A 19,066-nucleotide genomic window follows, 5' to 3' on the forward strand; every position below is an offset into this window, starting at 1 on the left:
ATTTAAAAAATTATGAGAATTAAATTTTACTTTACTTTTGTTTTCGCTTCAATATTTCTAAGCGTTAATGCTCAGAAAATCAATTCAGTTAAAATAGATAGTTTATTTACAGAGTTTAAGAAAAACTCGTTTTACGGATATATATATCCCGCGAAAAAAGAACTTGAAAATTACCAAAAAGCTATTATTCCTGAATTAATTGCGCTTTTAAAAGACACTACTTTTTCAAAATTAACAGGTACTGCTGATCTAATTTATCCAGGAACTACAACATATTATGGTCACGGAGAGTATTTACCGTATAATATAGATTGGATTGCTATACGATCAGCTTGGTTGCTTGAGGATATAACATTTCAAGATTTTGGTTATAAAAACATTGATGTAACTGATGAAACATTAATGAAGCTTTTGAAAGAAAACTATAATTATTATATAAAAAACGGGAACTATGAATTGGATTGGAAAAACAAAACCATCGAAGAAAGAACCGCGCAATACAGAAAAAATCTTTCATTAAATGCTAAAAAATGGTGGAAAGAAAATCACAAAAAATGGAATAGAATTTCTGCAATTAAAGAGGCCTTAGAATCTAATAATGAAAATAGACTAAGCAATGTTTTTGAATATTTAAGATTTGGGGAATCAAAATGTGATAATTTGACTGTTGAAATATATAAAAATGAAATAAAACCAATAATATTGGCTTTAAAGACGACAAACAAACTTCCTGAAATACAAGAACAAATTGAATTAATTTTAGTCGAATCTGTAAATTCAAAAATATTAGACTTATCGAAAGTTCAATAAAGAATATTTTAGGCTATTTTAAATTGTAGAATTTCTAATATTAGAACATTTAAGAAATGACAAAACAAGAGTTCTCATTCCGTTTAAAAAATGCCAGTTTTATAGCGCTTGATTTTGCTGAACGTTACGTTTCAGATAAACTGAAACCCAATTTTAGATACAATGTGATCTTTACTTTCCCAAACCATGATAATAATGTTAAGTTCGATATTTATCCCGAAGACGAAGGGATTATAAAATTAAATTTAACTAATATTGAAGTAATTGATTTGCTTTATCGAAAGAATAAAGTTCCGATTTGGATTGATATAAATGTTCTGAAATCAAGTAGAAATACTACAACTTTTAACCTTCTTTGCGCCGGAAGATATAGTGATGACGATGATGAATTATATTATAATGAGGATCACGCGGGACCATTTGGCATTAAAAGTCCAACATTTCCAATTGGTTATAAAGAAGGTGAGAAATTTAAATTAGAAAAAACTAATATCTTTAGGGAATTATATTCCAAAATAAAACAGTTATGTTTCAAAAAATCATTCTAATTGTATCACTTTATTTTTCTGTTCAAATTCAAAGTCAAAATTCCGTTGAGGATGAAAGGACTGTAGAAAATTCAATCTCTGATCAACTTTACACAAAATGTTTTGAAAACCTAAATCATGGTGTTGAAATTATAGAAAATAATTCCAAATGGAAGGATGCAAAACCTTGTTCTCTATTGTATTGTATGATGCTTTTGGGATTAGAGGACAAAGAAGCGCAACAAATTGGAGAAGGCCGCTTAGTAGGAATTGCAACACAACTTTATCACGAAGGAAATCCCGTTATATTAATTATGGGAATGGAAAGTTATCTGGAAGCGGAAAAGAGAAATCAAAATCTCGAAGACGACGATCACATAGTTTATATCAGCTATGGTGAATGTACAAATCCACCATTTCTGCGCAAAGCTGCTGAAATTGTAAACAAACAAACGATGACATTAATTCATCAAAATAAATCCAACTAATTATAATCTATTTATAAATTACAAATGAAAAAATATCTTTGGTTGCTGCTTACAGTATTCAGTTTGAACATTTATTCTCAGGAAATATTAACTAAAAATGACATTTATACAAAAGACAGTTTAGTGTATAAATTACAAGACAATAAACTTTTTACGGGTAAAGTTCAAAACTTTAAGCACAAAACTCATTTAGTTTCTGAAATTGAATTTGTTGATGGAATTTTATACAAAACCTCTGTTTATGCTAATGGAAAAGAAGTCATAGTTTTGGATGAAGATTATTACTATGAGAAAAGCCCTCAAATTAAAAAGAAAGTTAGATATCTTGACCACAAAATAATGTTGACAACTTATTACGAAAAAAACGGAAATAAAAAACTCGAAGAAGAGTTGAAAGATGGAGTTTTAATTTACAGTTGTCCTTATACCAATAATAAAAAAAATGGAAAGCTTTTTTCAATAGATAAAAACGGAGAAAAGAAAGAATGTCTTTTTGAAAATGGCAAATTTATTAAAAACATATAGATTCCTTTATTGAATATTTGTAATAAAAAAGTACTATTTTAGTATACGCCAAAAACAAACCATTTAATGAAATATTCAGAGGAAATACAAAAACTACTTCCCCTAGGTTACATTTATCTTGTAATATTAGGAATACTCAAAGAGAGCATCTTTTATTATCAATTAGGAATAAATATTCTGAAATACTCAACGATCATGGACATTTTGATTAGTCCAATTGCTGAGTTTACTTCAAATCCAATTACACTATTATTTATAGTTTCCCTTTTTGTATTTCATTATTATTTGCCGCGAATCTTCCAGAAATACAAGAACAATAAGACACTTCAAAAAATATTTGAATTAAAATCCACAAAAGAATTATCAGAAGAAGAGCTTAAAAATTATTATCTTTTTGCTTCTTTCAAAGCGTTTGCCTTCACCCTATTGTCATTCTTCATTGGTACAGGACTCGCTGGCGGCTACTCTAATATGGATCGTATCAAGCACAATAAAGTAAATTATAATACTACTTTAAATTATACTAGTGGCGAATCTGAACAAGTTTACATTATTAACTCCAATAGCATTTATTATTTTTACGTGCAAAAAGGAAAGAAAACCATCAAAATTGCGCCAATTGGTGCCATAAAAAATATTGAGAGAAATCTAAAAATTGGAATACTCGCAAAATAAAAATTAAGTCTTTCTCTCAAATTAAAGCAAAAACAGATCTTATAAATCAGCTTTCTTAATCAATTAAAATACCACATTATGAAAGATTTAAAAAAATACAGCAATAAAACCAAGGCTGCTTATATTTTGCTTGTTGTGATGCTAATCATTTTATTGGGAAATTTTAATACGCTTCGAAATTCAAAAAACGTAAACGAAAATATTAATGCCATTTTTAATGATCGATTGGTTGTGGCGCATTATATCTTTCAATATTCTAAAGAACTACATTTCATAAAAGCCGAAGCTGAAAAACTAGGTCTAAGCGATAATACTAAAAAAGACGAAATTATTCATACGCTGGACATCATTCATAACATTGATGATTTGTATGCTAAAACAGTTTTAACAAATAAAGAAAAACAGTATTTTGATACTTTTTTGATTTCCTGCAAAGAAATAAACAATCATGTTGCCAGCAAAAACTGGGGCAAAATTGTTGCTTTGAGTCAGCAAGCTTTAACAACATTAGAATCTTTATCACAAATACAGATTCAGGAAGGAAAAGCTAAATTGGCAAGCGCTAATGCAATGTATAATAAAAACAATAGTCTGGGACAATTGCAAATTGCTTTACTCATAATTCTGGGCGGAATTACGTTCTATCTTTTAATTGTAAAAAAGATTAAGCGAAATATCAAAATACCGGAACCGCCAAGTTTAAATTAATTATCTTAATTTTCTGTCCTCTTCCTTAATGGCAAGATCGTTTATACTGGCAAATCTTTTTTGCATTAAACCGTTTGCATCAAATTCCCAATTTTCGTTTCCGTAAGCTCTAAACCAATTTCCTTCGGCGTTTTGATATTCATATTCAAATCTAACGGCAATTCTGTTTTCGGTATGAGCCCAATATTCTTTTTTTAGCTTATAATTTTTCTCTTTTTCCCATTTTTTAGTCAGGAAAGGGATGATTTCTTCTCTTCCGTTTACAAATTGGTCTCTGTTTCGCCATTCGCTGTCTACGGTATAAGCTTTTGAAACTCTCTCTGGATCTTGACTATTCCAAGCGTCTTCTGCTAATTGAATTTTTTCTAATGCCGTTTCATACGTGAAAGGAGGCAATGGTAATTTCTGTTCCATTTTTATAAAATTAAAGTTTGAATGATTTTTTTAGATTGTTCTATAAGATTATTTGATTTAAACAATTGACTTTCGATAATGCAACTTTCAAAAAGTAAATAAACATGATCTGCTGTGAGTTCATTATTAATCAGATTTTTAAAGTAATTTCGAAGATCAGATTTATGACTTTGAATTACATTTAAAACTTTTACATTATCCGAAGGAATTTCAGAAAGTATGTTCAAAAAACTACAACCTCTAAAGTTTTCTTTCTGATTCATAAATATCAAAAAATCAAAAGAAGCCACAACTCTTGATTTTGAGTCTTTTTCATTTAAAACAAATTTCTCCAATTGTTCAAACCAAAAGCCATGACGCTGATTCAAAAAAGCCACACATAAATCTTCTTTAGATTTAAAATGCTGATAGAAACTCGCTTTTGCCACTTTTGCTTCGTCAATAATCTGATTTATACCCGTAGCATTATATCCCTGTTTATGGAATAAAACGGAGACTGTATCTAAGATTCTTTCTTTTGGTTGCATTTGTAATGAATTAGAAGTACAAATGTATAAATAAAAACAATATATACAGACAAGTCTGTCTATTTAATTTGCACGTGTGAGCTTTGTCAAAGTTTTAAACTTTGACAAAGCTTTGCAGTCAACACGACAAAAAAGCACAAAACAAAAAAATCCAAATCCCAATATTAATTGGAATTTGGATTTTCTAAAATTTGGAATTTAATAATTCTAAAGAATTATTATCTGCTCCACTCAGCGATACTATCTTTGTTCAATTTTACGTAATCTTGATTGTTTGCAGCTTCAGCAGCAGCAAGTGACGCTTTTGCAGTTTCAACAGCTCCTTTTTTATCACCTTGTTTTGCTTGAATCTGAGATTTTAATCTTAAAATGAAGTATGGTTTTTCAGTGCTCATATCCAAAGATTTATCAACGTAAGTTCTTGCACTTTCGATATTTCCGTTAGATTGGAATAAATATTGAGCTGCAGCAAAATAATCATTTGCACTTGGTCCGCCTAATACTTTTTCGATGCTAGCTGTAGCAGTTTTTGCAGTTGGAACTTCAAATTTTAAAGCAACATGAGAGTTTTCCCAAGCCATTTCTAAATATCCAAAGTTAGGATCTAAACCATTGATTCCAATTGTAAAAGTCTCAACAGGAGTTGATAAAGCGTTCTCTTTTACAGTAGTTCTTAAAGCAACATATGCATCACTCCAGTTTTCTGGTAATCCCCAGTTGTCTGTAGAAAGGTAAAAAATAACTTCCCAGCTTTCGATTTTAGGAATAGTATATATTGCATATTTCCCTTTTTTCAAAGTCTTACCATCAATCACAACATCATCGCTAAAATTGATGATTGTATTTTCATTAGCTCCAGTTCTCCATAATTTCCCAAACGGAACTAAATTACCAAATACTGCTCTACCTCTGGCGCCTGGTCTTGAATAAGTAACTTCAACATCAGTCAAACCAACTGTTTGCTTAATATAGCCTTTCGGACTCGCTTGTGGGGTTTTTATTTGTGCTTCTGTAGCAAAAGGAGCCAAAATAATGGCTAATGCAATAAGTAGTTTTTTCATGTGTGAGTTTATTTTGTTTGTTCAAATTTACAAATTCAATTAGGTAACAAATGTTAAATTTTATATAATTCAAGCGCCTAATTGTGATATTTTTTGTGCGTTTAATTCGTTAAAATGATTAATAATTAAATCAGCATCAGACAGATCTTGCAATTTAGAATGTAGACTATTATAACCAACACAATAAATCCCTGCAGCTTTTGCCGCTTTTACTCCGTTTGTACTGTCTTCTATGATAATACAATTTTCTTTTGGTGCTTTTGACAATGAAGCTGCGTGCACAAAAATCGCCGGATTTGGTTTTGACTGCGGAAAATCTTCACCACTCACAATATCTGTAAAATATTGGTGCAGATTAAATCTCGTAAATACACGCTCAATCGTAACTTTCGAAGCCGAAGAAGCCAAAATCAACTGTATTCCGTTAGCGTACAAATCTTTAATCAAATCTTCTACACCATCTAACAGATACAAATCTTCTTTGGTATCAAAAGCATCATTAAAAATAGTTCTCTTTCTCTGAATCAAATCTTCTACTTCATGCTCTATAGTCGGAAAAAATCCTTTTAAAGCCTGGAAAGTATTACGAGTCGAAAATCCGGTAAACGAAGTGTACATCTCCTCGCCTACGGTAATATTTAATTCCGAAAATTGTTTGTAATAAGCATAACGGTGAACTGGTTCAGTGTCTACAATTACACCATCCATGTCAAAAATTACTGTTTTAATCATTTTTTTTAAAGGTACTAAGGTTCTGAGATTCTGAGGTTCTAAGGTTTTCTTTTGGAACCGGATAGTCTGTGTGTTTTTTACTTTGTAATTATTTTTCTTTTGTTTCAGGTTTCTTGATGTTTGTGTGGAAACTTTGTCAAAGTTTAAAACTTTGACAAAGTTCACGTACGTCCAGAATTTGAAACATTTTTCAAGGCTTTAAGATTCTCCGATTTTCAGTTGCAAGCTTAGTAACTTAGCATCTCAGAACCTTAGAGCCTTAGAAACTATTCTTTAGTAAGTAAATGTCTAATCACTGTTTCGGCAACATGAAGACCAAATAATCCTGGCATATAACTGTTGGTTCCGTAGAATGATTTTTTGAAATTTTTACCGTCTGTTAATTTCAAGCTTTTTTCATCTTGAATTTCAGAAGAGAAAACTACTTTTAACTTGTTGATTTTTTCAACTTTTAAACGTTTTCTGATAGTTTTAGAAAAATAACAGTTTATTGTTTTAGAAATATCTGTCACTTTTACTTTTGAAGCCAACATTTTTCCGCCAGCGCCCATACTGCTTATGATTTTTACTCTTTTGCGTTTTGCAGCAATAATCAAATTTAATTTTGGAGTAATACTATCGATACAATCCAAAACGTAATCAAACTCCGGAGAAACAATTTCAAATGCTCTTTCAGGAGATAAAAATTCCTGAACGCGAGTTAGTTTCAATTCCGGATTAATATCCATTAAACGATCTCCAACAATTGTAATTTTTGGTTGACCAACAGTCGAATGCAAAGCCGGTAATTGTCTGTTAATATTCGTGATATCAACCACATCTCCATCTACAATTGTCATGCTTCCTACTCCGGCTCTTGCCAAAAATTCAGCTGCAAATGATCCAACGCCACCTAAACCTACAACCAAAACATTTGAGTTCTGTAAGTTTTCTAATCCTTTTTTAGTAAATAAAAGCTCGGCTCTTTCTGTCCACTCTGCCATATCTTAATTTTGTTTCTTTTGTTTAATTTTAAAATTTTGTTTCGAGTTTAAAGTTTCAGGTTCTAAATCTAGATTTATCACTTTCAACTTTCCACTTTTTATTTTTTTACTTCTCAAATACTACTGTAAAATTACTTGAGATAATCTCTTGCAATTCTTTGATTGTTATATTTTTATATTCTGATGCTAAATCATAAACCTGATTAATTCCTTCTTCAATTGTATCTGTTTCCAGAAAAAATCGATCATTTGGTACATTCAGAAAAACCGATTTTAATTCCGGGTTTCTAAGTAAATATTTTCCAAACGAAATATAAAATCCTGCTTTGATAAGCTGTTCTGCGATTTGGCTATTTTTAGAAAAACCGTGAATAATCATCGGAACCGAAATCTTTAGTTTCTTTTTAATTGCAATCACTTCCTGAAAAGCTGCAACGCAATGAATTACAACAGGTTTTTTATATTTTTCGGCTAAAGCCAATTGATTTTCAAAAACTAAAATTTGATCTTCAAATAGAATCTCAATTCGTTTGTCTAAACCACATTCTCCAATTGCAAGACAATTTTTGGTTTGCAATTTTTCTTCAATAATTTTCAAATCGGCTTCAATTTGATCTTCCTTTATATACCAAGGATGAATTCCAATCGAATAAAATGGAATTGAAGCATCAAATTCTTGCGGATATTGATTGACCAATTCTAAAATATTGGGTTGATTTGTAAATTGATGCGTATGAAAATTAAAGAATTCCATTAATGAAAAGTTTTTACACCGGCTTTAATTTCCACTTTCAAATCGTTCTCTAAAGGAACCAACGGACATGAATACTTATGATTATAAGCACAATATGGATTGTAAGCTTCATTAAAATCTACTGCAATCGTGTTTCCTTTCGGGATTTTCAAATCAATATATCTTCCTCCGATATAACTTTCTTTACCGCTTGTCAAATCTGAGAATGGCAAGAATAAATGATCTTTATATTCTTTTGTTTTTGAAAGTTCAATATTTCGGTAAACATTTAATTTCAAATCAACGCCGTCTATGGTAAAATACAATGTTCCGTATTTAATATATTTTGGCGTTCTTGTTCCTGTTGTTTTCATTTCGAAAACTTTCTCGTCTTGTGCTTTTTCAAATTTTGCAACAACAAAATATTTACCTGAAATTGGGAAGAAATCCAAAGTTTTAAAGTTCTTTAAATCTTCAGCCATTAACGGACTTGTCTTAGCATCAGCATATTCTGAGTTAATTTTGTCCTGAAATTTTTTCGCATCATTCTGGTCAAATTTCTTTTGGCCAAAGCCAAAATTAAAAGCCAATATTAAAGCAAGTACGATAGCATTTTTCATCTTAGAAATTTTCAGCAAAAATAGTTTAAAAGTAACAATGCGACAACCACTATACGTGACAAAGTTTCCTAACTTTGTTGCAAATAACTTATTTATAATGCTCAAAACTGCTTTTAACCATTACATCAACAACTTTAAAGGATTTTCAAGAGAAATTTGGATACTTACAATTGTTACTTTTATCAATCGCGCCGGAACAATGGTGCTTCCTTTTTTGTCAAAATATCTAAAAGAAGATCTTCAATTTACTTATAATCAAGTTGGTTGGATAATGGTAGCTTTTGGACTTGGATCGATGTTAGGTTCGTGGTTGGGCGGAAAATTATCCGATAAAATTGGATTCTACAAAATCATGATTTTTAGTTTATTTACATCAGGAATTTCGATGTTCCTTATACAATATGTTACAACATTTTGGGCATTGTGCTTCGCGATGTTTGTTTTAATGACAATTGCAGATATGTTCAGACCTGCAATGTTTGTTTCGCTTGGCGCTTATGCAAAACCCGAAAATAGAACACGAGCATTGACTTTGGTGCGTTTGGCGGTAAATCTTGGTTTTGCTGCAGGACCAGCTTTGGGAGGTTTGATCATTATGGGAATTGGATATTCGGGTTTATTCTGGGTTGATGGTGCGTCTTGTATTATCTCTATTTCGATATTTGCATTATTAGTTAAGGAGAAGAAAAAAGTTATTCACGAGGATAAAATCGAAAGTGCAGCAGAAATAAAATCCGTATTTCACGATAAAATCTTTTGGGTCTTTTTATTTGTGAGTTTTGTTACGGCAATGATTTTCTTCCAGCTTTTTACAACGCTTCCTTTATATCATAACGAGAAATTTGGCTTAAGCGAATTTCAAACGGGATTATTAATGACTCTAAACGGACTTTTAATCTTTGCCTTAGAAATGCCAACAGTTGGTTTTATGGAAAGAAAAGGCTTTCCGAAAATAAGAATTATAATTCTCGGATCGTTTGTTATGGCATTAAGTTTCTTTCTGTTACTAATTAATGTTTGGGCAGGAATTTTGGTTATAAGTATGATTTGTATTTCGATTGGTGAAATCCTAACTTTTCCTTTTTCAAATGCATTTGCGTTAAGTCGAGCGCCACGAGGACAAGAAGGCCGATATATGGCGCTTTATACAATGAGTTTTAGTTTGGCGCATATTGTTAGTTCGAAAGTTGGTTTCGAAATCATTTCTCGTTTAGGATATCAAATCAATTGGCTTTTTATGGCGTGTATTGGAGTTTTTGCAACTCTGTGCTGTTTTTGGATTAAGAAAGCGCTATATAATGAGAGAATTAGTTAGAACTTTCTATTCGATATATATATTTAACCGCAAAGCGCGCAAAGTTATTTTTGTTTTGGATTGTGGTTAGTAAACGCAAAGTTCGCAAAGCTTGGTGAGAAATAGCACGCGGATGACACGGATTTTAACGGATTTTTTTGTCTTTTCGAGCGAAAAGAAATCACAAGCGAAACTCGACAAATGTTGATGATTTTAGATACGTAGTTAGTTAATTAAATTTATATGTTTATACAGGTTTTTCTACAAACGCAAAGTTCGCAAAGCTATATCAACATAAAGACTTGCGAACTTTTTTCGATAGAAAAACAACTTCCCGCAAAAAGCCTAAATCTTTCCGGACTTTGCGAAAAAACTTTGCGCGCTTTGCGGTTAAATTTTTCATTTCGATAAAGAATAAAATAAAAAATCCGTCAAAATCCGCGTTTTCGCTTTAGCGAATCCGTGTCATCCGCGTTACATTCTCAATAATCCTCAAAAACTTCATATTTATCTAATAAAAAAACTTTTCAAGATTTACGCCCAATTTATAGGCTTCAACAGCAGTTTTTCAATTCGAAAAAATCATTCAAACGCTTTTTTTAGTTAAATAACTAGTTTTATAGTTGCGTAACTAGAAAAATAGTTGTAGGTTTGAATTAAAATTAGAAAACATGCAAAAGTTAACCAATAAAGAAGAGGAAATCATGCATATTTTATGGAGGCTTAAAAAAGCTTTTGTGAAAGAAATCCAAGCAGAAATTACCGAAGATCAACCGCATTACAATACACTTTCGACGATTGTTCGTAATCTTGAAGAAAAAGGTTTTGTGGGACATAATGCTTTCGGAAATACACATCAATATTATCCTGCAGTTACGCTTGAAGCTTACAGTAAAAAGTTTATGAATACTGCTATTGATAATTTTTTCAATAGTTCTTATAAAAATATGGTTTCCTTTTTTGCTAAAGAAGAAAAAATTTCTGCAGCCGAATTAAGAGAAATCCTTGCAATGATTGAATCTCCAAAAGAAGAAAAATAATCGTTTATGGAAGCACTTTTTATATTTATAGCAAAATCAAGCGGATTATTACTTTTGTTTTTTTGTGCGTATATCTTTTTATTACGCAAAGAAACATTCTTCAATAGTAACCGATGGTTTTTAATGGCAGGTTTAATTACTTCTGTTGTATTGCCGTTTTTGGTTTACACCAAAGTAGTATGGATTAATCCTACTCCGCTTTCGAATATAAATTATTTAGAGCTTCAACCACTAAACACAGAAAATAACTCTTTTGAAATCAATTGGAATCTTGTCTTTATAGCTGTTTATATTCTTGGTTTTATTGGTTTTCTAATCAAATTTGGAATCGATTTTTACAGTTTAAATACTATTATAAAAGGTAAAAAAATACAACAACAAGCTGATTTTAAATTTATAGATGTAGAAGAAAACATTGCTCCTTTCTCCTATTTTGATTATATCGTGTACAACTCATCAATGTATACGGCAGTAGAATTAGAGAGTATTCTGGAACATGAAAAAGTTCATAGTGACCAAAACCACTCTGTTGATGTTCTTATTTCCAGAGTATTTTGCATCTTGTTTTGGTTCAATCCTATAATGTGGTTTTATAAAAAATCAATCGTTCAAAATCTTGAATTTATTGCTGATAAAGAAGCTGCTCAAAAAATTTCAGATAAAAAAGCATACCAATACACGCTTTTAAAAATCACGACACACGAGAATTGTCTCGCTATTACCAATCATTTTTATCAATCATTAATCAAAAAACGAATCATTATGTTAAACAAAAATCAATCAAAAAAGAGTAATTCATGGAAGTATTATGTTGTAATTCCAGCTCTGGCGGCATTTGTATTATTATTTCAAGTGGAAGTAATTGCAAAAGAAAAAAGAGAAACTCCTGTTAAGGTTTCTAAAAAAGAAATTATGGCTGTTGATGTTTTTAAAATCAAAAAAACCAGTACAGATCATGACTTAAAAGTCATTGCAGAAAAATTAAAACTAAATCACAATGTTGATTTTACAATTGCAGAATTAAAACGAAATTCTCAAAACGAAATAACTGCAATAAAACTTCACGCAAAAAGTGGTTCTGAGCAAGTTCAGGAATATGAAATTCTTGGCGACAAAGGAATTAGAGATTGCGGAATCATGATTACAACAAATGATGATGGTTCTAAAAAAATCAGTTTAGTTGCCGATAATAAAGTTGCTGATTCTAGTGACAAAGCAAAAAAAGTTGAAATAATTAAAATTCAAAATTCTAAAACTAACACCAATGTTAACACTAATTCTAATAATAGCACAAAAGCTGATTGCAATGTTAGTGTCGTTACTAATACTGCTGTAAACACGAATGTAGACGAAAAAACAAATACAAAAGTTATCGTTAAAAGTGTTGGATATCAAACTTTAAAAGTAAATACTGATCCGCTTTATATTGTTGACGGAATAGTAATTGGGAATATCAGCAAAGAAGATTCTAATATTATTGATGTCAATGATATAAAATCAGTAAATGTTCTTAAAGGTCCGGAAGCCAAAGCTAAATATGGTGAAGAAGCTATAAATGGAGCTGTTATTATTGAGACAAAAAAATAATCTCATTGCGTTTAGCATTTAAAAACTAAAATTATGCAAAAGCTGACCAACAAAGAAGAAGAAATTATGCATATTTTATGGAAGCTTAATAAAGCTTTTGTAAAAGAGATTCAAACAGAAATTACTGAAGATCAACCGCATTACAATACACTTTCGACCATTGTTCGCAATCTGGAAGAAAAAGGATATGTGGGACATAATGCTTTTGGAAATACGCATCAATATTATCCAATTGTAAGTATTGAAGATTACAGTAAAGGTTTTATGAGTACGGCAATTGACAATTATTTCAATAGCTCTTATAAAAGTATGGTTTCATTTTTTGCTAAAGAAGAAAAAATTTCGGCGGCAGAATTACGCGAAATCCTGGCTATGATCGAAACTCCACTTGAAGTAAAATAACGTTATGGAAGCACTTTTCATTTTTATCGCAAAATCAAGCGGATTACTGCTGCTGTTTTACTTTGCTTATTTTTTATTATTACGCAAAGAGACTTTTTTCAATAGCAATAGATGGTTCTTGCTTGCCGGACTAATTACTTCAGTTGTATTGCCTTTTTTGGTTTACACCAAAATTGTTTGGATCGATCCAACTCCAGTGACAATGTCTGCAATAGATTATGCCAGAGCTTATACTCCGCGTGCGATTAAGCAGGAATCTTTTCAAATTAACTGGAATTATGTAGTTCTTGCTATTTACAGCATTGGTTTTATTGCTCTGATAATCAAATTTGCGCTTGATTTCTATAGTTTAAATTCTGTCTTAAAAGGAAAAAAAGTTCATCAACAAGCTGATTTTAAATTCATCGATATTAGCGAGAATATTGCTCCTTTTTCTTATTTTGATTATATCGTCTACAACTCATCAATGTATACAGCTTCAGAATTAGAAAATATTATCGAGCATGAAAAAGTGCATAGCGATCAAAATCATACTATGGATGTTTTGATTTCAAGAGTTTTTTGTATGCTTTTTTGGTTTAATCCAATTATTTGGCTGTACAAAAAAGCAATTCTTCAAAACCTTGAATTCATTGCTGACAGTGAAGCTGCCAAGAAAATCTCAGACAAAAAAGCGTATCAATATACGCTTTTAAAAATCACAACGCACGAATCATGCGTTGCAATCACCAATCATTTTTATCAATCATTAATCAAAAAACGAATTGTCATGTTAAACAAAAATCAATCAAAAAAATGGAACTATTGGAAATATTATGCCATAATTCCTGCACTTATTGCTTTTGTACTATTGTTTCAAATTAAAACTATTGCTCAGGAAAAAAGTCAGTCTCAGGAAATTACTAAAAATGATGATTCTGTAGCCGTTTTTAAAATTCACAAAAACACAACAGATCAGCAATTAAAAGTAATGGCCGAAAAGCTAAAACAGAATCATAATGTTGATTGTGCAGTTTCTGATGTAAAAAGAAATTCAAAAAACGAATTAACGGGTATTAAAGTCAATATAAAAAAAGGTTCTAAAGAAGTACAAACTCTTCAAATTGAAGGCGATGAAGCAATTAAAAGCTGCGGAATTATTGTTACGACTGAAAATGATGGCTCAAAAAAAGTAGGCATTCTTACTGACGATGAAATTGAAAAACCAATGGTAATCAAAAATCGTGTAGTTGAAGTTAGGCAATATAATGGTCAGGACATGCCTGCTCCTCCAGTTCCTCCTACTCCGCCAACAACAGCGGCATTTCCACCAGCACCTGTTGCTCCGGTAATGCCTGTATTGCCAAAAGACTTAGAACTTCCTCCAGTGCCAAATATGTCAAAAATGCCAAAACCTCCTGTGCCGCCAAGAAACACTTCGGACAAAATAGCTATGAAAGATTTTGACAAAAAGATGGCTGAATTTCAGAAAAAAATGGACGAATTTCAACCAAAAATGGATGCTTATCAAGATCAAGTAGACCAGATCATGTCTAAACGTGAAAGTGGTGTATACGGCAAAGAAATGGAAAAGTATGAAATTGCTATGGATAAATTTGGTGAAGAAATGGATAAATATGCTGCACTTATTGACCAGCAATTTGGGGCAGATTTTGAAAAGAAAATGGAGCAATTTGAAAAGGACATGAAAGTTTATGAGAAAAACATGAAGGAGCAAGAAAAAAACTTCAGAAAAATTGAAAAAGATAATAAACGATCTTAATGCGGAAATAAAATTAAAGCCAGTGTATTGAAACACTGGCTTTTTTTATTGAAAAGATATAATTATTCCATAAATCTATAAATGACCAAAAAAGCGGTATAAATTATATTAACCGTAGAAAATAGTACAAATAAAAACTGAGTATTAAAGTTCAAGTAACCTTTTAATAATCAATACCAAAAGACTTTGCTAAACCACAAGGTCTTTTTTTATATCTTTGCCAAAAATTAACCTACAATGTATAAAGTTTTAGCCAAAATCAACAAAGTTCTTTTACCAAGTTTTACGAAACAAGGTTTGGATATTTCGAAAGCAAAAAAATGGCAAATGGCTATTATTGGTTACCGGGCTTTTGTTACAAAAAGAGCTTTAGAATAGTCCGAAAAACACCTTTTAATATCGTTGAAATTTACGTTCAACAACACTTTCTTCTAAGAGATAAAAGATTGATTCCGATTCATCTTTTATTATCTACTACTTTATAATTATCATGAAAAATAAAGATTTTAATATACCGCCTGTTTATGCAGTACTTTTAGCTATTGTAAGCGTACAATGTGGCGCCGCAATTGCAAAAACCTTATTTCCTGCAATTGGAGCTGCGGGAACAGCATCAATACGAATTGGGGTTTCGGCTATAATTTTACTGATAGCTTACAGGCCGAATTTAAAGCAAATAACAGCTGATCAATGGAAAATTGTTGTTCCGTATGGTTTGGCTTTAGGTGCAATGAATTTGATTTTTTATATGGCAATAGAAAGAATCCCAATTGGACTTGCTGTAACATTAGAATTTATAGGTCCATTAGTGGTAGCTATAGTTGGTTCGACCCGTTTAGTTGATTATTGCTGGGTTTTGCTCGCAGCAATCGGGATTGTGCTTATTGCGCCCTGGTCAAATAATAGTATCGATTCATTAGGGGTTTTATATGCTTTATTGGCAGGAGCTCTTTGGGCTGCTTATATTGTTTTGGGCGGAAAAGTTTCTAAAATAATGCATGGCGGTCAGGCTGTTGCAACCGGAATGTTGTTTGGTGCAATTTTAATACTTCCGTTTGGTTTTTACGAAAACGGATTGTCAAATCTAACTCCAAAACTTTTTGGAATGGGTGTTGCACTTGCACTTTTGTCAAGCGCTATTCCGTTTACACTCGAAATGAAAGCTTTAGGTCAGCTTCCTCCTCGTACTTTTAGTATATTAATGAGTTTAGAACCTGCTGCAGCTTCAGTTTGTGCTTTTATATTCTTGCAGGAATACTTGACTTTATATGAAATATTAGCCGTTTTTTGTGTTGTCATAGCTTCTGTTGGCTCGACATTAACAGCAAAAAAATAGTTTAAATATGAAGAAAAGTTTTTTTGAGTTCTTTAAAATTATAGACGGAATATATATAATTTCCTTTCTGATCAGGATACCATTTTTATTTTTCTATGATGGAATATTTGTTATTGATGCATTAAGATTAGCATTTTTCTTCCTATTCAGTCAAATCATTCTTTTATTTGGTTGTGCAATTTTCTATTTTTTCACAAAAAACAGGCTTTTAATTGAAGAACAGATTAAATATGGCCTGATAACACTGATGTTAATATACGACGTATTTTACCTAAAAAGGACGATGGACCATACCGATCATATTGCACAACTAACTTTTACATTTTTATTTAATATATTATCTGTATTCTACATTTTAAAAAAAGAGGAATCATAAAAAAAGCCCTGTATTAACAGGGCTTTTTTCGATCGTAGGTTTTTGTTTAGGAGATTATTATTTTGTTTTTGGCAACAATACTGTATCAACTACATGAATTACACCATTAGATTGGTTTACGTCAGCAATTGTAACTTTTGCTTTGTTTCCGCTTTCGTCGCTAATGTAAAGATCTTTTCCTTTCATCCAAGCTGTTAAAGAACCACCACTTACAGTTTTAAGAGTTGCTTTTCCTTTACCTGCTTTAATTGCTTTTGCAATATCAGAAGCATTCCATTTTCCTGCAACAACGTGATAAGTCAAAATTGTTTGCAAAGTTTTGATGTTTTCAGGTTTCAATAATGTATCAACAGTTCCTGCTGGTAATTTTGCAAATGCTTCATTTGTTGGAGCAAAAACTGTAAAAGGCCCTTTTCCTTGTAATGTTTCTACCAATCCTGCAGCTTTTACAGCGGCAACCAATGTAGTATGATCTTTTGAATTTACGGCGTTTTCAATAATATTTTTGTTTGGATACATTGCAGCTCCACCAACCATTTTAGTTTTTTGTGCAAATGATGTAAATCCAAATCCTAATGCTAAAATTGCTACTGCTAAAAATTTTCTAGTTTTCATAATGAATGTTTTAAGTTATAAGCTCATTTACGGGATAGTTTTCGATTTGGTTTTATTAAAAATTCAAAAAAGTTTTAAAATTGTTGAAAAATCCTTAAAAACAGTTGTAAAACAACACATTAAAAGATTAATTTATTTTCAATTATTTTTAAAATCATCAAAGTCTTTGTATTACTTTTATTATTAACTTTAGTACAAAATTGACTGGATATGGAAAATCTACCTAAGAAAATAAGAAGTAAAAAATTAAGTACAAGAGTTGATTTAACCGCAATGGTTAGCGTTTCTTTTTTGTTGATTATATTTTTTATGGTGACAATTGAGCTGGCAAAACCAAAAGGGATTGGTTTAGGTTTACCTGACAGAGAAAGAGGATGCGGTGAACCAATTCCTGGATGTTATAATGGAAATCGTTTTTACACCGTTTTATTGGGAGAAAATGATAAATTAATAACATATGCTGGTCTACTAGATAACCCGTTAGAGAAACCAAGAGAAACAAATTATAGTAAAAAAGGTTTTCATACTGACCTTAAAATAGTTAACAAAAGAATACTTGAACATTCTGCTGCTGTTGGCAAACCAAATCGAGGTTTAATTGTTTTTATAAAACCATCCAGCAAAAGTAATTACGGAAATCTGGTTGATATACTTAACGAAATGAAACTTGCAAACATCGAGGCTTATGCTATTGTAGATGAATTCACTCCGGAAGAAACAAAATTATTGGCTTCTAATTAAAAATATTTCAAACATGGAAAATCTACCTAAGAAAATAAGAAGTAAAAAATTAAGTACAAGAGTTGATTTAACCGCAATGGTTAGTGTTTCTTTCTTGTTAATTATATTTTTCATGGTTACTATTGAGTTGGCAAAACCGAAAGCGGTTGATTTAAGTTTGCCTGCAAAAGATCTGGATGAAAAATGGGAAAATATAATTACCTGTGGTTCAGATCCGAGTCGTACTATTACAATTTTACTTGATGATAATGATAAAATGGTCGCTTATTCCGGGCTTTTATATGCTCCAATTGCAAAACCAAAAGAGTTTAATTATGGAAAGAACGGAATTCGTGAAGAACTGTCTAATAGAAGAAAAAACATTTTGGAATATTCGTCAGCAATGGGAAAATCAAGCAATGGTCCAATTGTAATTATAAAACCAAGTAAGAAATCAAACTTTAAAAATTTGGTTGATATTTTAGATGAGATGGCAATTGCTAAAATTGAAACTTATGCAATTGTAAATGATTTTACTCCGGAAGAATCTAATCTTTTAGCTTCAAAATAAGTATCAACTTAACTAACCAAAATAACTATGCAAAATCTCCCTAAGAAAGTTAGAAGTAAAAAATTAAGTACAAGAGTTGATTTAACCGCAATGGTTAGTGTTTCTTTCTTGTTGATTATATTTTTCATGGTTACGATTGAATTAGCAAAACCTAAAGCTTTAATTTTAGATTTCCCAGATCATGGTTGTTGCGATTGTCCGCCTTCTTATCGACATGAAGGCGAAAATAGATCAATAACTGTAATGTTAGGAGAAAACAACAAATTAATATATTATATAGGGCTTTTAGAATCTCCTATCATTTTTCCCAAAGAAATAAAATACGGTAAAGACGGAATCCGAAGAGAATTATTGCAAAGAAAAAATAATCTGCTTAAATACGCTTCTAAAGGTGTAAAACCCCAAAATATAACTGTAATTATAAAACCAAGTCAGAAATCCAATTATAAAAATCTAATTGATATTCTAAACGAAATGGAAATTGCAAAAATAAGCACTTACGCAATCGTACCTGAATTCACTCCTGAAGAATCAAGATTATTAGCTTCTAATTAAAATAA

The 19,066-nt window shown here is 31.1% G+C and carries 24 protein-coding genes; 16 read left to right on the top strand and 8 right to left on the bottom strand.

The features are described from left to right. Positions 1-12 precede the first annotated feature (12 nt). The 6 genes from WN975_RS06485 (at position 13) to WN975_RS06510 (ending at position 3,733) form a co-directional block, all read left to right on the top strand. Positions 13-810, top strand: coding sequence for a hypothetical protein (locus WN975_RS06485; RefSeq protein WP_337965786.1), 798 nt, complete (start codon positions 13-15; stop codon positions 808-810). Positions 811-866: 56 nt separating this feature from the next. Next, complete coding sequence (locus tag WN975_RS06490; RefSeq protein ID WP_337965787.1) at positions 867-1,358, top strand: hypothetical protein; 492 nt, start codon at positions 867-869, stop codon at positions 1,356-1,358. Further along, a complete protein-coding gene (locus tag WN975_RS06495; protein WP_337965788.1) occupies positions 1,337-1,825 on the top strand; it encodes a hypothetical protein in 489 nt (162 codons plus the stop codon). Before WN975_RS06490 ends, WN975_RS06495 begins: the two co-directional genes overlap by 22 nt. Positions 1,826-1,849: 24 nt before the next feature. Then, positions 1,850-2,350, top strand: coding sequence for a hypothetical protein (locus tag WN975_RS06500; protein ID WP_337965789.1), 501 nt, complete (start codon positions 1,850-1,852; stop codon positions 2,348-2,350). A gap of 66 nt (positions 2,351-2,416) precedes the next feature. Beyond that, the gene (locus WN975_RS06505; protein WP_337965790.1) at positions 2,417-3,025 is read left to right on the top strand and encodes a hypothetical protein; all 609 of its coding nucleotides are present in this window, start codon (positions 2,417-2,419) and stop codon (positions 3,023-3,025) included. Positions 3,026-3,103: 78 nt separating this feature from the next. Continuing rightward, positions 3,104-3,733 carry an MCP four helix bundle domain-containing protein gene (locus WN975_RS06510; RefSeq protein ID WP_337965791.1) on the top strand — a complete coding sequence of 210 codons (630 nt, stop codon included), beginning with the start codon at positions 3,104-3,106 and terminating at the stop codon, positions 3,731-3,733. Here the strand turns inward: WN975_RS06510 and WN975_RS06515 are convergent, their stop codons facing one another. The 7 genes from WN975_RS06515 to WN975_RS06545 form a co-directional block, all read right to left on the bottom strand. Further along, positions 3,734-4,147, bottom strand: coding sequence for a nuclear transport factor 2 family protein (locus WN975_RS06515; protein ID WP_337965792.1), 414 nt, complete (start codon positions 4,145-4,147; stop codon positions 3,734-3,736). Between the two features lie 2 nt (positions 4,148-4,149). Then, positions 4,150-4,674 carry a TetR/AcrR family transcriptional regulator gene (locus tag WN975_RS06520; RefSeq protein WP_337965793.1) on the bottom strand — a complete coding sequence of 175 codons (525 nt, stop codon included), beginning with the start codon at positions 4,672-4,674 and terminating at the stop codon, positions 4,150-4,152. A 218-nt stretch (positions 4,675-4,892) separates the two neighbouring features. Continuing rightward, positions 4,893-5,735 carry a DUF2911 domain-containing protein gene (locus WN975_RS06525; RefSeq protein WP_337965794.1) on the bottom strand — a complete coding sequence of 281 codons (843 nt, stop codon included), beginning with the start codon at positions 5,733-5,735 and terminating at the stop codon, positions 4,893-4,895. 69 nt (positions 5,736-5,804) lie between these two features. After that, positions 5,805-6,467: an HAD family hydrolase gene (locus WN975_RS06530; RefSeq protein ID WP_337965795.1), complete on the bottom strand. Its 663-nt coding sequence runs from the start codon at positions 6,465-6,467 to the stop codon at positions 5,805-5,807. A 266-nt stretch (positions 6,468-6,733) separates the two neighbouring features. Beyond that, positions 6,734-7,450 (bottom strand): tRNA threonylcarbamoyladenosine dehydratase, encoded by a 717-nt coding sequence (locus WN975_RS06535; protein ID WP_337965796.1) that lies wholly within the window; start codon positions 7,448-7,450, stop codon positions 6,734-6,736. A gap of 106 nt (positions 7,451-7,556) precedes the next feature. Then, positions 7,557-8,204 carry a TatD family hydrolase gene (locus WN975_RS06540; RefSeq protein WP_337965797.1) on the bottom strand — a complete coding sequence of 216 codons (648 nt, stop codon included), beginning with the start codon at positions 8,202-8,204 and terminating at the stop codon, positions 7,557-7,559. After that, positions 8,204-8,803 (bottom strand): DUF1684 domain-containing protein, encoded by a 600-nt coding sequence (locus tag WN975_RS06545; RefSeq protein WP_337965798.1) that lies wholly within the window; start codon positions 8,801-8,803, stop codon positions 8,204-8,206. Before WN975_RS06545 ends, WN975_RS06540 begins: the two co-directional genes overlap by 1 nt. 97 nt (positions 8,804-8,900) lie before the next feature. Between WN975_RS06545 and WN975_RS06550 the strand changes: the two genes are divergently transcribed. From WN975_RS06550 to WN975_RS06580, 7 genes are all read left to right on the top strand, one after another. Further along, a complete protein-coding gene (locus WN975_RS06550; RefSeq protein ID WP_337968977.1) occupies positions 8,901-10,118 on the top strand; it encodes an MFS transporter in 1,218 nt (405 codons plus the stop codon). A 650-nt stretch (positions 10,119-10,768) separates the two neighbouring features. After that, positions 10,769-11,137 (top strand): BlaI/MecI/CopY family transcriptional regulator, encoded by a 369-nt coding sequence (locus tag WN975_RS06555; RefSeq protein ID WP_121330716.1) that lies wholly within the window; start codon positions 10,769-10,771, stop codon positions 11,135-11,137. Between the two features lie 6 nt (positions 11,138-11,143). After that, positions 11,144-12,724 carry a M56 family metallopeptidase gene (locus tag WN975_RS06560; RefSeq protein WP_337965799.1) on the top strand — a complete coding sequence of 527 codons (1,581 nt, stop codon included), beginning with the start codon at positions 11,144-11,146 and terminating at the stop codon, positions 12,722-12,724. Between the two features lie 33 nt (positions 12,725-12,757). Next, positions 12,758-13,126 (top strand): BlaI/MecI/CopY family transcriptional regulator, encoded by a 369-nt coding sequence (locus WN975_RS06565; RefSeq protein ID WP_337965800.1) that lies wholly within the window; start codon positions 12,758-12,760, stop codon positions 13,124-13,126. A 4-nt stretch (positions 13,127-13,130) separates the two neighbouring features. Then, a complete protein-coding gene (locus WN975_RS06570; RefSeq protein ID WP_337965801.1) occupies positions 13,131-14,888 on the top strand; it encodes a M56 family metallopeptidase in 1,758 nt (585 codons plus the stop codon). Positions 14,889-15,125: 237 nt separating this feature from the next. Then, the gene (locus WN975_RS06575; RefSeq protein ID WP_337965802.1) at positions 15,126-15,266 is read left to right on the top strand and encodes an SsrA-binding protein; all 141 of its coding nucleotides are present in this window, start codon (positions 15,126-15,128) and stop codon (positions 15,264-15,266) included. A 112-nt stretch (positions 15,267-15,378) separates the two neighbouring features. Then, positions 15,379-16,224: a DMT family transporter gene (locus WN975_RS06580; RefSeq protein ID WP_337965803.1), complete on the top strand. Its 846-nt coding sequence runs from the start codon at positions 15,379-15,381 to the stop codon at positions 16,222-16,224. 433 nt (positions 16,225-16,657) lie between these two features. On the opposite strand, the gene WN975_RS06585 is transcribed toward WN975_RS06580, so the two are convergent. Next, on the bottom strand, positions 16,658-17,215 hold the full coding sequence (locus WN975_RS06585) for a fasciclin domain-containing protein (RefSeq protein ID WP_337965804.1): 558 nt from the start codon (positions 17,213-17,215) through the stop codon (positions 16,658-16,660). Positions 17,216-17,425: 210 nt separating this feature from the next. Between WN975_RS06585 and WN975_RS06590 the strand changes: the two genes are divergently transcribed. From WN975_RS06590 to WN975_RS06600, 3 genes are read left to right on the top strand one after another with little or no spacing between them, the layout of a single operon-like run. Further along, the gene (locus WN975_RS06590; protein WP_337965805.1) at positions 17,426-17,956 is read left to right on the top strand and encodes a biopolymer transporter ExbD; all 531 of its coding nucleotides are present in this window, start codon (positions 17,426-17,428) and stop codon (positions 17,954-17,956) included. 13 nt (positions 17,957-17,969) lie between these two features. Continuing rightward, a complete protein-coding gene (locus tag WN975_RS06595) occupies positions 17,970-18,506 on the top strand; it encodes a biopolymer transporter ExbD (protein ID WP_337965806.1) in 537 nt (178 codons plus the stop codon). A gap of 27 nt (positions 18,507-18,533) precedes the next feature. Further along, a complete protein-coding gene (locus tag WN975_RS06600; protein WP_337965807.1) occupies positions 18,534-19,061 on the top strand; it encodes a biopolymer transporter ExbD in 528 nt (175 codons plus the stop codon). Positions 19,062-19,066: the final 5 nt, after the last annotated feature.

It is taken from the genome of uncultured Flavobacterium sp., assembly GCF_951805225.1.
GTDB lineage: Bacteria > Bacteroidota > Bacteroidia > Flavobacteriales > Flavobacteriaceae > Flavobacterium.